Raw genomic sequence first — 14,715 nt, forward strand, 5'->3', positions numbered from 1 at the left:
CCTTGGCCTGGCCAGCTCGGGAGGCCTCCCTCGTGCTGTGGCGCGAGGTGGTTCTGCGTGCGCCCGGTCTGGACCCGGGCGGCCTTGAGGCGCGCCTGGCCATCACCCTGTGGCCGGCGGCCGGGCTCTTGGGGCCCCTTCTGCTGGCGGCGCTGGCCTTGGGCCTGCACGCCCGCCGTCTCGTTCCCCTCGCGACGGCCCTGGCCGGGCTCCTGGGCCTCGGGGGAGCCCTGCTCCTGACGCTCTGGCCCTTGGGACAGGCCTTGGCCCCCCTGATGGGCCACGTCCCCCTGCCCGAGCTCGCACGCCGCATCCCCGCCGCTTATCTCCTTGCCGCCGCCCTGGGGCTTGCCGCCATCCTCGGAGGCCTCCGCCTTCTCGTGGCGCCGCCCAAAGGCAGCGGCGGCCGGGCTCCCGCCGCCGCCCGCACCCGCGCCTGGTCCGACAACCACGGCCATGCCGACTGGTTGAGCCTCGCCGAGGCCCGGCGCCTCTTTCCCGGCCCCGACCCCGTCCATGGTGGCCTCGTCGTCGGCGAGGTGTACCGCGTCGACCAGGACCGCGGCCTGCGCCGGCGCGGCGCGGGCGGCGGGCTGCGCCCCTTCGACCCCGACGACCCCTCGAGCTGGGGCCAGGGTGGCACCGCGCCGCTGCTCGTCGACCCCTGCCGCCTTGGGCCCACGCATGCTCTGGTCCTCGCCGGCTCCGGCGGCTTCAAGACCACCGCCGTGGGCGTGCCCACGCTCCTGACCTGGACCGGCGCGGCGGTAGTCCTCGACCCTTCCCGCGAGCTCGGCCCCATGGTGGCCCCCACCCGCCAGGCCCGCATGGGCCAGCGCGTGGTCACGCTCGACCCCTCGGCCGCCGGCACGGCCGGGTTCAACGTCCTGGACTGGATCGACATCGCCTCGCCCCTGGCCGAAGCCAATGTCGAGGCCATCGCCACCTGGCTCGTGGGCGAACCTGCCCGCGGTGCCCGCGCGGGCGGAGGCGGCGAGTTCTTCCGTGACATGGGCCGGAGCCTCATCGCCTGCCTCCTCGCCGACCTCCTCTGGGACGAGAGCCTGGCACCCAGCGAACGCATGCTCCGGCAGCTGCGTCGGGCTTTGGTCACGCCGGAGGCCGAGATGCGCCGTCTGCTGGCCCAGGTTCACACCGGCTCCGCCTCCCCCCTCGCCCGCGACCTCGCCGGAACGCTCATGGGGCTCGTCGATGAGACCTTCTCGGGCGTTTACGCCAACGCCAACGTGGCCACCCGCTGGCTCTCCACCGCCGCCTACGCCGACCTGGTCTCGGGCCACAGCTTCCAGACCCGGGAGCTGGCCGACGGCCGGCTCACGGTCTTCGTGCAGATCCCGCTCAAGGTGCTCCAGGCCACCCCCGGCCTGGGCCGCGTGGTCATCGGCGCCCTCCTCAACGCCGCCTATGAGGCCGACGGCGCCGTGGAGGGCCGCATCCTCTTCCTCCTCGACGAGGTGGCCCGCCTCGGGCCCATGGCCGTTCTGGAGATGGCCCGCGACGCCGGGCGCAAGTACGGCCTGACGCTCCTGCTGCTCTACCAGTCGGTGGGCCAGCTCGTGGAGCAATGGGGCCGCGAGGGCGCGCGGGCCTGGTACGACGGCACCTCCTGGCGCCTGTACGCCGCGCTCCAGGATCCCGAGACCGCCCGCGAGCTGTCCGAGGCCTGCGGCGAGCACGGCGTCCTGGCCACCAGCGAGGGCGACAGCCGCGGCCGGTCCGGGCGCTGGGGCCGGGCTCCCTCCGCGAGCTCCGGGACCAGCGCCACCCGCTCGGAGATGCGCCGCCGCCTCATCACCCCCGACGAGCTCCTCCAGGACACCCGCGCCGACGAGGCCTTCGTCCTCGTCCGTGGTGCCCGGCCGCTCCGCTGCGGCCGCGCCATCTACTTCCGCCGCCCTGACATGGTGCACGCCGTCGCCCCCTCCCGCTTCCAGTCGCGTCCACCTCACCCGGAGCCGACGACCCCGTGAGACCGAGGCCGTGGAAGGCGGCCATATGGGCGCATGCGGTCGAAGAGCCTGCTCTCGGCCCGCTCCGTCCCTGTCGGGACCACGGTGGTCCTGATCCGTTCTCATCGGCCGACCCGGTTGGCCGACTGGTGATGGGGGGCAGCAGGATGTCCCCCCATATGTAAGCCTTGTCTCGGGGTGAGGTCGGTCGGACCTCGCTTCTCACGGCTCGGCTCCGCGAAAGCTTACGTTTGGGGGGCGTTCCGCCTCGGCATTGCGGACCTGAGTTGCTCTTTCTCTGACCCTTATAGTTCCGCAGCTTGCCAAGTTCGGCTGTCAGGTCGAGCCTCTCAGGATCGGCAGGTCGAAAAGGTTCGCGTCGCCTGGTGGCGGAAAGCCAATGACGGGCTCAAGGAAGCCTACGCCGGGTTGCAGCGACCGAAGGTCGGACGATGGGGCGAGGTCCGACCGTTTGTCTGTCGTGAAGCTGAAGATGGCAGTCCGGCCACAGCCGCGCGGGAACGGACGGTCCGGCTGGCCGGACGCCCTGACCAGCGCCACCCTGTCCCGCAACTCCGGGGCAGTAAGCAGCTAAGGTCCGGGCCAAGACACGAACAACCGAGCCGGACCGGCAGGGGGGAGGAGTTTCGACTTCCTCCCCCCTAAGCGAAATAGACGGGGCCGGGTCCTCGGGCTCGCGCCCTGCGGGCCGCACCACCCCCGTCGATTTCGCTTTCCCCCCACCTCTCGTCGCTCGCCGCTTGGGCAGAGGGTCAGGCGCGCCTGACCCTCGCCCTCCAGTGTGAACCAAGCAGGGTCCGGCCGTCGCAGGAGGCAGCGACAGGTGGATCATGACAAAGCGAGCCGCAGGTACGGCACGGCCATCGGGACCATCAGGCCACTCGAAAGAGGACGGATCGGCCATCATCGCTCTGGCGACCATCCACCCTGCTTCGCCAAGGCGCAGAGCGTTCCCATGGTCACCGGACCGGCCTTGAAGCTTCGCCACTGCGCCGCGCAGTCACGGGCGTCGTACTTCTCGGGACACCCGGCGCTCCACTCGTCGAACAGATCGAACGGGTAGTCGCCCGCATGGAGAGCCATGCCGACCCGGATCCAGTCCTCGCGCGGCAGGCTCGGGTCGAGCACGTCGAGCATGCGCCGGACCTCGACCTCGGACCACCGTTCCTGATCGGACGAGAAGGCCCGAGACGGCGCCGGGCGCACGCGGTCTGGCTCCCGGGTGATCAGATCCACGAGCCACTCGGGCGCCGGTGCGATCGGGACGGCCGCATCGCTCCACGCGTAGCGCGTGATCCGATCGGACGGATGCACCGAAGGGGGCAGCATGGCTGCTCCTCCATCGCCCTTGATGTCCAGACCAGACCCCAGCTTCGCCTGACTGTTCCGGACCGGACGTCCCGGATGCTGGAAGTAGAGATGCCGACCATTGCGGGTGAGGGTGGTCAAGGTGGCCGGAAGAGGCCCGTGCGCGGCCTCCAGGTCGGCCAGGGCTCCCCTGCCCTTCTCGCCGTCGACATCGAGAACGAAGACCCCGGACCGTTGTCCGGTGGCGACGGCCAGGTTGAGCCGCGCCGAGGGAATGCGCCATTTCCGCCAGACGCCCTCCCACAGATCGAGCGCCTTCTCCGCACAGGCCGTCGCATCCTTCAGACCATGGGGTGAGGCCGGAACCTTGCTGCACGGAAAGCAGGGAAACACGACCCAACCCCGGGTGGCGATGTAGTCGAGGGCGGCCCGCTTCATGCTGATCCTCCTCCATCCGGTGGAGATCGCCGCCCGTCGGGACGGCTAGTTATGATCTAGCGTGACAACGGTTTTCGTCAATGTTTGCAATACCATGATTGTGGCGACCAGCTTGGGTGTCACGTCGCAGGACCCGACCTTCGGGTCTTAACTCGGGGCCAGGATGCCTTTGGCCTGAACCGCGGCGACGCCGTCCCGCAGGTCCCGGCCAGGCCGGACAGCGGTCGGGCGCGCCTGGGCTCGGCCCCCGACACAGGTGGGATCCGCCCTCGGCCGAGCGCTTGCGAACCGCCGGAGCATCCTCCACCACTTGGTTGAGGCCGGCTAGCCACCAGCTAGCTTTCCGAAAGCGAGCGCTTCCAGACGGCCACGGCACGGGCGAAAGCCTCTCCGAGCACGATCCCCTCCTGATCCGCGAGCTGGTAAAAGGCGTCCATGTCCTCCTGGCGGACCTTGAGGTTGAGCTGCACGTTGCGCCCGGTGCGATAACGGCGCTGCTCCCGCCGGACCGGCTCCGGCTCCGGCTCCGGCTCCGGCATCGGATCGGGCGGGCTGGGTTCGCGGCTACTGAAGCCGGCCTTCCGGGCCACCTCGCGCACCTCCTCGGCCCGCGCCGGCGGCTTTGGCTTGAACTCGGACAGGTCCAGGTCGTCGTCGAAGATCGATGCGCGTTCGTTGCTCATGCCACCACCTCAGCCTGGACCTTGCGCGTCTTCAACAGCGAAACCACCTCGGCGGTGAAAGCGCGGGCATTCGCAACAGCGCTCTCGAGACCGCCGACCTGGTCGGGTCGCAAGGACTCGACGGTGCCGCCGAAGCTGAAGATCGCCCGAAAGGCCTCGCGCTCGTGCATCTGGGTGCGCAGGATCGGGACCCCTGCCCCTTCGAGTTCGGCGCGGATGTGCTTCAGGGTCCGCGGCTGGATCGCGGCCGAGGTCCGGGTGAACAGGACGGCATACGGGATGCGCCGCCCGAAGGCCTTCTCCTGCTGATGGATGAGCTTGATGGCCTTGGCGGCCTCTGCGGCGTCGAGCTGGCTGCCCTGTACGGGGATGATCACCAGGTCCGCCCGGCTGATCGCGTACGCCACCGTCATGCTGGCGGTGCCCTCGACGTCGACGATGACGAAGGCCGTTTGTTCCGCCGCGGCCTCGATCTCGTCGATGATCGATCGTTCGTTCACGTCCGAGACGACGGTCAGGGTCTCGGGGCGGCCCGGTCGCTTGGCCCAGGTGGCGACGGGATGGTTGGGATCGGCGTCGATCATGGTGACCGTCGCCCCTTGGGTGGCCAGTTGTGTGCCAAGGACCACGGCCGAGGTCGACTTGGACACGCCGCCCTTGCTCGATGCGAATAGGATGGTGGGCATGCTCGCCTCCTGGATGCGCCTCATCGCCCCGTCGTGCCGTGCGGGGCTGGATTCAGGGGTAACCCCCCTGCCCCAAGTCGCGCAATTTCGGAATGCCGACCGATAGCGGTCCGCTGGCGGACGGCTGCCAAGAAGCAACAGGATAGCACCCTGGTAGCTAGTAGCTAACGAACAGGTGGCGCCAGGGCATTGCCTGAAACGGCCTAGCTTGCCCGAAAACATGAGGAACGCCGGCCGTTGGCGGCCCGGAACCAGGCAGGCCCCGGGCCGCCAGCGGATAGCCCCCCGATAGCCAGGAGCTGCACGCACCGAGCAGGGCGCATCAGGGAATCAGTCGGGACAGCCCTGCGTCCCGACGGCAGGAGGGTCGCGAGCCAGTAGCTAGTTGGTCTCGGACAGCCATCGGATAGCCCTTCGGTAGCTAGCGGCCTGCGCTCCGCTCGTCACCTGGTCGCGAGCAGACCTCCCTTGAGGCAGTCATAGCATGCCGATCGCGTGCTGAAGGCTGTCCGGTCGCGATCTGGCTGGGTTCATTGGTCTGCGATCTTGGCGTTCGGAGTCCAAACGGCCCCGAGTTGCGCGATCACTGTCGGTTCGTAGCCGGTAGCTATCCGTTGCCTGTTGGATCGCGTTCGTCACGGATTGTGGTCGACGACCGGGGCCTGTTGCCCAAGTGCGCGATCGGCGGACTTTCAGATGGCCAACTGATAGCCTCCGGGATGCGACCGGATAGCCGTCCGATAGCAGCAGGGATCGAAGCGCGTCCTTGCCCGTGGCCGGACCGGACGGACGAGGGGCGCAAGGCCTGGGGCGACGACGTCCCAAGCGTGGTCCGAGGCCGCGGCCGGCTCAGCGGGGCAGGGGCTTCGCGTGTCCAGGGCGCTGCGGGTTCGCATCACGACTTTGCCTAATGTTCGACGGGGATGTGGACCCAGTGGCGGCCTCAGTCCGCTTTGCCAGCCTCGTGACCAAGATCGGGGGGTCAGGACGTTCTCCGATAGCGGAGCCGAACCCCGGCCCACATGAATCCGTCGTTCGATCGGGAACAGCACGGTCCGCGGATCCGGGGATCGATGTGCCGAAGATCGGCTCTGGACGTCGACGGGTCCACAGGCCGAGACGGGCTGGCGTTGTGGTCTTTCGCTCTATCGATCTGAACTTGGTTCTCGGAAGGGGGGGCGGGAGCTCGGCGACCAGCTGGACCTTGGACGGGGACGTGAGCCTCCGAGCCCCGCCAGTCTCTGGGATTTGGGCCTGACGATCTTCTAAGCCATCGGTCTGGCTCGACCGGTCCGTTTCACCAGCGGACGTCATGCGTCCCCGCGCTCGTCCGATCGGGAACAACGCACGCTAAGAGAGTTATAAGGACTCTATTGTTATAGAGGTTACGTCTGTGGATAACACGGACTCCGTCTTCCGGGTCTTGGACTTAGCCGCCGGCCTTGTTCCTGAACGGACGCGACTCCGTTCCTGATCGGACGCAAGGGGCGTTCCTGTTCGCACGATGGAACGTTCCCGTTCGGACGAGCGCTGCGTTCCTGATGGGACGATTGCTCGAATCGGGCGTTCCCGATCGGACGAGAAGCGGCCGCAAGGCGCCCGAATTTCGAGTTCGAGCCCATGAAACTGAAGGAACGGTTCCGTTTTCAGCGCTAGCGGTCGTCCGAACGGGAACGGGCGTCACCGCAACTGGTGACGGTGGCGGGCGTGGTACTGCTTGACGAAGCCGTAGAAGGCCGAGGGGTAGTTGTCGGGCTGCCGCTCGTCGCGGTCCTCGATCCAGGCATCGAACTGCGCCTGGAGCGCGTACACGTCCCAACCCGGGAAATCCTGCCGGATCTTCTGGATCATCGCCTCGGGCAGGATGGCCGACCGGAGGGGCAGGGCGGCTTGACCCATCGGCGCGGGCTTGGCCCTGCTGGCCCTCGGCGTCCTGGGCGGGGCAGGGGGGGCGTCGTCGCCGAGCATCTCGCGCCGGGTCATCCGCAGCAGCGGCTCCTCCCCGGACGCCGCCGCCTCGATCGCCAGGTGATAGCCAGGCAGGGCGTTCGCCTTGGCCACCTTGAGGATCTCGAACTTGAAGCGCCGATAGGTGCCCTCCGCGCCCGACTTCTCGAATAGGACCGGCAGGGAGATTGCAAAGCCCTCGGCACCGTTGCCACCGGCGTGCTTGCGCGCCACCCGGTAGAGCCAGCGTTCCCGTCCGCCGGTGATGTCGAAGTAGCGGGGATCGATGGACAGGATGCCGCCCTCGCGAACGATGCCCTCGAAGAACCATTCGGATAATGTAAGCGACATGCCCTTGCTGTTGCCTTGGTCATCCACCAAGTCCGTCCACTCGGAGATCCAGCCGAAGTTGGCCTCCTTCTTGCCCCGGGGCGCGCGGATGTTGGTGCGGATGTCGGTGGACCGCAGCCGCCACAGCGCCTCGCGGAGTCGCTGGTACTGGGCGCCGGAGGTGCCGCGGCGGATGGACCGGAGCAGGTCGTAGGGCTGGAAGTGCAGCGTGCGCGGCAGATCGTTGATCTTCCGCTTCTGCATCTCGCAGATGACGCTGGCCGCCCAAATGAGGATGTCGGCGTCCCAGATGGTGGCCATGCCGTAGTCGGGGTGAGGCCGGACGGTCACGAACACGCCGTCGCGCGGGTTCTGGTACTCGATGGGCTTGAGGCGCTTGTTCTTCGAAAGGCTGAAGAACGGGCGCTCCATCGTGTCCCGCTGATCCCGGAGGCTGCCGTCCGAGACCAGGGGGACGAACAGGTTGAGCTGGCGATCGGGATTGTTACTCGACATGGGACCGCTCCTGCTCGGTGATCCGGGAACGCCTGCAGCCTATGGCAAGGAAGTCCGCCGCCATGGAGATCCGCGTCGGCGGCGGGGCCGCCGGAGGGTGCAGCCGACCGGCGATCACTGGCAGGACCTCGGTCCTCGCGTCTGCTCGTGTCATGCCGTCCGTCCCGATTCCCGTGTAGCCCCATGCTTACATGCCCTCATGGCCGTCGATAAGGTCAGCGTCGTCGACCCGGCTCCGAGTGGTCTCATCCCAGTGCCGATATTGCGCGCCCGGTCGTCGGGAGGCGCCGTCGCGAGGATCGATCCGGCTTGGGTCGGTCGGGGCGTCCGCGGCCTAGAGCGCGACCGTCTCCAACGCTTCGGCCCGGGCCGCGTGAGGCGTGCCGCGCAGCGCCCGGAGGAGGCGGCCGTCGGCCGTGATCAGGCTCCGGTTCAGGCGCTCCGCCAGGGCTAGGTACACGCAGTCGTAGACCGGGTGGTTGAGGTCGAGCGCCAGTGCCAAGGCGCGGGTCTCAAGCGCGTCGTCGGGGTCGATGATGGTGACGGGCGCGATCTGGAGAAGGCCCAGGAGGTCGCGGGCCTGGGCCGCTTCGGCGGCACCGCGCGCCACCAATGTGCGCAGCACGTTGGCCGTCTCGATGCGCAGGAGCGCCGGCGCGGCAAGGTCCTGGTGCTGGAGGGCCAGCGCGGCCTCGCTCCCGGGCTCCTCGACGAGCCATTTGAGCGCCACGGACGCGTCCACGACCAGGGCTGCGTCCGGCCGTCGAGGCGCCCTCACGCCCCGTTCCGGTCGCGGTCGGCGCGCAGGAGGTCTGCCGTGTCGGCGTCCCCGGACCCGAGCTTGATGCGACGTGACCGCACGGCCTCGAAGAACTCCGTCGCCCGGGCGGGACGGAGCGCCTCCTCGAGAATGCGGCGGTGCTCGGCCTCGGCGGAGCGGCCGGCCTGGGCGGCGCGAGTCTTGAGGGCGGCCGCGAGGTCGTCGGGGACGCCACGAACGGTGAGTTGGGCCATGATGCCACCTTATGCCGTCATATCGACTGCAATATGCAGTCACGCCCCGCCCTGGGCAAGACGCGACCTGGGCGTTGGCTCGCCGCTCGAGAGGCCTTGTGCCCTCGGCGTCCCGCCGCGCCACGCAGCCATGGCCGACGAAGACCCTGCGAGCACAGGCCAGGACCGTCCTACCAAGGCAGGCGGGAGGAGGCGCCTTCGACGATCGAGGCGGTCGCGATCCAAGGCGCGGGAGCCGGGTCGAGGTCCAGGCGCGGCTGTGAGATGCACCGGGAAGGGCAGGAGGCCCCTGAGCCCGTCGTCGCGGGGGCGAGGTTGAGGACGGAAGTGCGGGGGTGGGGCAGGGCGCTCGCGCGCCCTGCTTGTCGAGGTCAGGCCAGGCCCTCGGGCAGCCACTTGGCGATGCGCGTGGCCTGCGCCTCGGTGACGCCCCGCACCGCGCGCGGGTCGGCGAAGAGGTGTTCCAGCCGCTCGGCCTTCTCGCGCTTCTTGAGCCGGGCGAAGGTGGTGGCGGTGGGATGCTCGGGGGCGAGGTCCAGGAGGTGCCGCCACAACTCGTCCAGGGTGGCCCCGCTCACGCGTCCGAAGAAGTTCTCCGCCGTGGGCGTCCAGACCGCGCGGATCGCGGTCCTGGCCTCCTTGTCGAGAAGCTGCCCCAGCGCCTCGTCCTCCACGTCGACGAGCGACGCCAGCGCCCGCGTGAGGTCCGCGCGCACGGCCTCGGGACCCTGCTTGCGGTAGGCCCGGAACGCTTTGGCGAGGTCGAGGCGGAAGGGGTCCTTCGGGCCGTCCGGCGGCGTGGTCAGGCGCGCGTCCAGGACGTAGCCGGTCCCGGTGCTGGGCTGGGTCTCGACCGTGTCGGCCTTCACGCCCAGGGCGCGATGGAACCCCATGCGGCCCCCGATCTGGAAGGCCAGGAGGTCGAGGAGGAGGTCGGGCGTTTCCAGAAGGGCGTTCTGCCGCGCACCCCGCGCGATGCGGCGCAGGTCCTCCCTCAGGGTCGCGGACAGGGACGGCTTGGCTGCGGGCGCGGTCGCCCCAGGGGAGGGGCGATGGCTGGAAGGAGCCAGGACGCCCGCCTCCTCGGCCCCGACGCGGTCCTCGGGTCGGACGAGGCCGGGGGTGGCCCGGCGTTCGCCCGTGCGGTCCACATGGACGAGGACGCCCGCGTGGGCCTTCTGCTCGGGGGTGTAGTCCCCTTCGGCGAGGGCGCTCAAGGCGTCCAGCACGGCCAAGCCGTCCTCGTCCAGCATGTCGGCGTTGGCGAGCTCGGCCAGCTCGTCATGGCGCTCCTGCTCCTCCTCGGTGAGCTCGCCCGGCACGGGGTAGACGCGCCCGGCGGCCAGCCGCTCGATCTCCGCGTAAGGGACGTAGTCCTCCAAGCTGATCGCGGCCCATCTCCACCCTTGGGCCACCCGCAGGGCCTCGGCCTCGGCCCGGAGCTTCGCCTCGAAGACGCGGTCGAGCACGTCCGGGCTGTCGAATAGGTCCTCGTCGGCAAACAGGTCGCCCCCGATGCGGCCCCCGGCGGCGAGGTAGGCGTCCCGGCCCACGAAGACGGCGCGCCGGTCGCTGCCACGGACGCTGTCCGGCTTGAGCATCCGCTTGATCTGGGCCTCGCCGTAGGCGTGGCCGCGCACCCGGGCCAGCACGTCGAGCGTCACCGCCTCGTCGTCGCTGATGGTGAAGGCGGCAGCCTGACCCAGGCTGAGGACGTCCTCGCGCAGCGCCTGGAGGACGGGCTCGGGCAGGCCCGCGAGAGCGAGGCGGCGCTGGACGTGGCGCTCGGTCACCCCGAAGGCGATGGCGATGGCGGGAAGGTCGACCCCCCGGGCCGCCAGCGCCCCGTACTCGCGCACCTCGTCGGCGGGATGGGGCTGCTCGCGCTGGTGGTTCTCCGAGGACGCCCACACGGCGGCAGTGGCCTCGTCGGGCGCGAGGCGCACCGGGAGGACGTGGAAGCGCGGGTCGTCCTGCAGGAGGGCCAGGGCGCGCAGGCGGCGGCCCCCGGCGACGATGCCCACGCGACCCGTCGCGTCCCGGAGGCCCGCAAGGTTCTGAATGAGCCCCAGGTCGCGGATGTTCTGCGCCAGGGCGGTGACGCTGGCCTCGGGAACGAGGCGGCGCGGGTTGAGGGGGGACAGGTAAAGGTCGGCGAAGGCGACAAGCTCGGGAGCCTCGGCGATGAAGGTCTGGGCATTCATGGAGTTGGTCCTCGTGGGATGATGGAAGGGGACAGGGCCCTCGGGAGCGGCGTGAGGCGCTCCGGGGCGAGGGGGAGGGGGCGCGGCTCGGGCACCCCCTCCGGCGCTCACCACTCCTCGGGAAGGAGGAGGGTCAGGACGCGGCGGGTCCGGTCGGGATCGTCGGGGGCCTCGGATCCGAACCGCTCGTCCGCATCGAAGAGGTCGATCTTCCAATAGAGCTGGACGGCGCGGCCCTCGGCCTCGATCTCGAAGGCACCGAAGTCGCGGAGCCCGAAGGGATCGTTGTCCTCGGTGAAGTCGTCGAACCGGATGAGCGCGGTCATGAGCGGGACCAGCGCCGCCGCGCCCAAGGCCGCGACGCCCTGGGTGAGGACGATCCGGCCTGGCAAGGTGGGGTCCGCGCCGAAGCTCCGGCGGAAGCGGTTGTTCTGCTCGGCCACGCGACCGCCGTGGAACGGGCCGGTGGCGGGGGAGTCGGACATCTGAGCCATGGTGGCCTCCTGTGGTGGGATAAACCCTTCGGCTTGGCCCCTCTTCCAGAATGGGGGCGGCGTCCGAAGGGGCGGCGCTCTGGGCGTCGCTGCTTCGGAGGCTGCCTCCCGGCGAGGGCAGGGGGGGGACCCGGCAACAGGAAAATCCAGCGGACCAGCCGGAGGCTCCGTCTGCACAAGCCGCCTCTCCGGGCGGCGCGGAAGATGGAGGTGGCGCCGGCCGCGCCGCATTTTCCTGTTGACGGGGGGACCGGCGGTCCCGGTTCTTTCTTCCTGTTTGGGGCCTTTCTGTCTTCGGCCTGTACGGCCGGTCGATAGCAAGCGGCCCTCAGCCGGGCGAACGCGGCCTATCCGGCCGAGCCCGCGTCAGGGTTCGTCACCCGCATGGGCGGAGACGGGCCGCCCGGCCCGGCTCCGGTCCCGGCCGGCTGGACGGGGCTAGAGCCCGGCCCCCGCAGGGGGCGACGCCCTGCCGATCCTCCTGACGCCCCGCTCGCCAGTCGCCCCCGGGACGGAGCCCCTTGCCCTTTGAAACCGCTTGGCCTTGTCTAGGTTGGGAACGGCGCCCCGCCGAAGGCCCAGGCTCATGAGCGACGAACCCGTGTCCACCCGTCTGTCTCCGCAAAAGCTGCACGCCATGCAAAGCGCCGTCGCGCGCGAGATCCGGGAGCGCGAGGCGCGCCACAAGGCCTTGCTCGACCTCCGGGCCACCATCGAGATGGCGGTGAAGCGGTGGGATTTCACGCCCGAGGAGCTGGCCCTCCCCGAACGGCGCCGGACCTTCGGAACGAAGCTCCCCCCGAAGTTCCGCGACCCCCGGGATGGGACGCGGGTCTGGTCGGGTCGCGGCCGCGCGCCGCAATGGTTCAAGGACGCCCTGGCGGCCGGGCTGACGGTGGAGGACCTGACGGTTCCACCGGAGTGACGGAGGGGTCCTGTGCCTCCGCCTGCGCGGAGGGAGCTCTGGCCTATGCATCCCGAAGGTGGCGCATCCCGACCCGGCGTTCCGTGACAGGCCTGGCCGGACGCGGTCTGCAGCATGGCTCCTCCCCGTCCTGGACATACGCGCCGACGCCAAGGGGAGGGACCTATCGGCCCGGCCCGGAGGTCCAGGACAGTCGCGCGGACAGGATCGAAAGGACCCCACGGTTGGCCGGCTTGAGCCAGGGGCGGGGCAGGGGGTCCAGATCATGCCGACTCCGCCCGCTCGCGCTCCACGAGCCCGATCAGGCTGCCCGCGAGGTTGAGCTTCCCGGCCATGGCGAGGCGGGCGAAGGACCGGAGCGCCCCCCCGGGGCTGCGGATGGGGCGCACCGGGTCGAAGCGGCGCGCGTCGATGACAATCACCGCTAAGGCGGCGGCGAGGTCGCCCATGGCCTCGCTGGCCTCGTCCCAGGCGCTGGGGTTGATGCCGAGGTCGGGCAGGATCATCACCGCCGCCCGCACCAGGTCGAGCTCGTTGGGTAAGGTCCGGCTGCCCTTGGCGGCGTCGAGGTACATCCGCATGTCGTCGGAGCAGGCGGCGTAGAGCCGTCGCGGTGTGAAGGTCTCAAGCCAATGGGGCTTGTGCACGCGCTGGAAGTCGCGAGCCTGCGGTTCTCTGCTTCTTCCGGCGCCGCGAGGCGCCGCGACCAAGCGAGCGTCAGCCGGCGTGCCGGCTGGCCGAGTCCTGTCGGCGGAGGCGACACAAGATTCAAGGTTGTCTTCTCTTGTAGCTTGTAGTGATGGGCGGAAGCCCGGTTCCGGCACGCCGGAAGACTCGAGCCGCATTTCGAAGGCCGCCAGGCACGTCTCCACAGCCTTGTCCAGCGTGGCGAGGAGCGATTGGAGCGCGGCGACGTCCATCCCGTCGTAGCGGCGGGGCAGCTCGGCGTAGAGGGCCAGGGCTTCAGTCGTGGCGGGCGCCTGGGGGGCCCGCTCGAGCAGGCGCTGCAGCGCGCCCTTGAACACCCGGCGCGCGGCCGAGCACTGGCGGCGCAGGCCCTGAACGTGCAGGCGGCGGGCCTCCTCCTGGGCGGCGAGGGCAAGGAGCTGGGGCACGCGGTCCGCTAGGGGGGTGAGGTCGAGACCCTGGACGACCTGGCCACCCGCGAAGCGGCCGCGGCTGCCGTTGGCGGCGGTGGTCTTCACGAGGAGGCCCGCGCGCTCGAGCCGCATCTCGTCGTAGCGGAGCGCGCGCGGGGTCTTGCCCAGTCGCTCGGCCAGGCTCGTCTGGCTGGCGTAGCAGACGGGGCGAACGCTGGGGTCGGTCCAGTCCGACGGCCGGGTGGTCTGGATGAGCAGCAGGAGCGTCAGGGCGCAGGCGTCCGACAGCGCGAACGCGCGGCGGATGGTGGGCAGGAGGCGCTCGACGTCGCTGCGTGTCGTGCCCGGGGGCAGCACGGGACGGGAGGCCTCGCCCGCAAGGGGGCAAGCAAGGGGAAGCATGGTCCTCGGGGTCCAGATCGGTTGGAGCGAGGCGGCACCGGGCAAGGCCTATCCGATCGCACGGATGCGGTTTTTGCTTGCTTCGATGGAGGGAGGTGCTAGAACCGGACCTGAACAGTTGGTGGCCTTTAGGGATTGGCGTCCCTTGGTCTTGCATCCCCCCCGTTGAGGTGCCCACCTCGCGGGGGTTTTGCTTTTTTAGGCTGCTGCCGGCGCCTCCATGGCTGAGTCAGGGTCTCGGGGCGCAGCGTTACATGCGCCCGTTGAGCGGCACAAACAGTCCTTGATAGGCCTTCGTCTCCCGAACGACAGACAGCTGTCGATCTGCCGGCTCGGCCTCGAGGTTGGACTGGCGGCCATCGACGACCAATGTCGCGGGCGAGGCGGCCCTGAGTTGAGCGGCAGGACCATGACGGATGGCTCCAAAGCGGGACAGCTCTATGATTTTATAAAACCATAGATACCGTGGTGTCCATCTTCGATTGCAGGAGAGAGCGACGGATCGCGCATCAGTTGCCTGGCGCCAGGGCTTGTTTACGATCGAGGACCCCCAAGTCGGTTGGTGAGTGGTTCAAGGCTGCCAGAAGGGGGGCGAGCTTGATCCGCACGTTGGGTAGGAGGCCGCGCCCGATTGAACCGGCTCACCCGCTGCCGGGACCAGGCTGCTTACGCCTTCG

11 protein-coding genes are annotated in these 14,715 nt (G+C 69.7%); 2 read left to right on the forward strand and 9 right to left on the reverse strand.

The window, feature by feature from the left end; genetic code table 11:
* The first annotated feature begins 32 nt into the window (after positions 1 to 32).
* Positions 33 to 1,991: a type IV secretory system conjugative DNA transfer family protein gene (locus tag J2Z33_RS13670; protein WP_209841993.1), complete on the forward strand. Its 1,959-nt coding sequence runs from the start codon at positions 33 to 35 to the stop codon at positions 1,989 to 1,991.
* Between the two features lie 903 nt (positions 1,992 to 2,894).
* Here J2Z33_RS13670 and J2Z33_RS13675 read toward each other — a convergent pair.
* From J2Z33_RS13675 to J2Z33_RS13710, 8 genes are all read right to left on the reverse strand, one after another.
* The gene (locus J2Z33_RS13675) at positions 2,895 to 3,737 is read right to left on the reverse strand and encodes a bifunctional DNA primase/polymerase (RefSeq protein WP_209841994.1); all 843 of its coding nucleotides are present in this window, start codon (positions 3,735 to 3,737) and stop codon (positions 2,895 to 2,897) included.
* A gap of 335 nt (positions 3,738 to 4,072) precedes the next feature.
* A complete protein-coding gene (locus J2Z33_RS13680) occupies positions 4,073 to 4,420 on the reverse strand; it encodes a hypothetical protein (RefSeq protein ID WP_209841995.1) in 348 nt (115 codons plus the stop codon).
* Positions 4,417 to 5,106: a ParA family protein gene (locus J2Z33_RS13685; protein ID WP_209841996.1), complete on the reverse strand. Its 690-nt coding sequence runs from the start codon at positions 5,104 to 5,106 to the stop codon at positions 4,417 to 4,419. The genes J2Z33_RS13680 and J2Z33_RS13685 overlap by 4 nt, the downstream gene beginning before the upstream one ends.
* Positions 5,107 to 6,786: 1,680 nt before the next feature.
* The gene (locus J2Z33_RS13690; protein WP_209841997.1) at positions 6,787 to 7,899 is read right to left on the reverse strand and encodes a replication initiator protein A; all 1,113 of its coding nucleotides are present in this window, start codon (positions 7,897 to 7,899) and stop codon (positions 6,787 to 6,789) included.
* A gap of 334 nt (positions 7,900 to 8,233) precedes the next feature.
* Entirely contained in the window at positions 8,234 to 8,677 is a 444-nt protein-coding gene (locus J2Z33_RS13695; RefSeq protein ID WP_342454195.1) for a type II toxin-antitoxin system VapC family toxin, read from the reverse strand.
* The gene (locus J2Z33_RS13700) at positions 8,674 to 8,913 is read right to left on the reverse strand and encodes a FitA-like ribbon-helix-helix domain-containing protein (protein WP_209841999.1); all 240 of its coding nucleotides are present in this window, start codon (positions 8,911 to 8,913) and stop codon (positions 8,674 to 8,676) included. The genes J2Z33_RS13695 and J2Z33_RS13700 overlap by 4 nt, the downstream gene beginning before the upstream one ends.
* Positions 8,914 to 9,284: 371 nt before the next feature.
* Positions 9,285 to 11,117, reverse strand: a complete 1,833-nt coding sequence (locus J2Z33_RS13705) for a ParB/RepB/Spo0J family partition protein (RefSeq protein ID WP_209842000.1) — start codon at positions 11,115 to 11,117, stop codon at positions 9,285 to 9,287.
* 107 nt (positions 11,118 to 11,224) lie between these two features.
* On the reverse strand, positions 11,225 to 11,611 hold the full coding sequence (locus tag J2Z33_RS13710) for a DUF3768 domain-containing protein (protein ID WP_209842002.1): 387 nt from the start codon (positions 11,609 to 11,611) through the stop codon (positions 11,225 to 11,227).
* Between the two features lie 586 nt (positions 11,612 to 12,197).
* Between J2Z33_RS13710 and J2Z33_RS13715 the strand changes: the two genes are divergently transcribed.
* Positions 12,198 to 12,536: an H-NS histone family protein gene (locus J2Z33_RS13715; protein ID WP_209842004.1), complete on the forward strand. Its 339-nt coding sequence runs from the start codon at positions 12,198 to 12,200 to the stop codon at positions 12,534 to 12,536.
* Positions 12,537 to 12,799: 263 nt separating this feature from the next.
* On the opposite strand, the gene repC is transcribed toward J2Z33_RS13715, so the two are convergent.
* Positions 12,800 to 14,038 carry a replication initiation protein RepC gene (repC, locus tag J2Z33_RS13720; protein WP_209842006.1) on the reverse strand — a complete coding sequence of 413 codons (1,239 nt, stop codon included), beginning with the start codon at positions 14,036 to 14,038 and terminating at the stop codon, positions 12,800 to 12,802.
* Between the last annotated feature and the right edge of the window lie 677 nt (positions 14,039 to 14,715).

This window comes from Rubellimicrobium aerolatum (assembly GCF_017872975.1).
Taxonomy (GTDB): Bacteria; Pseudomonadota; Alphaproteobacteria; order Rhodobacterales; family Rhodobacteraceae; genus Rubellimicrobium; species Rubellimicrobium aerolatum.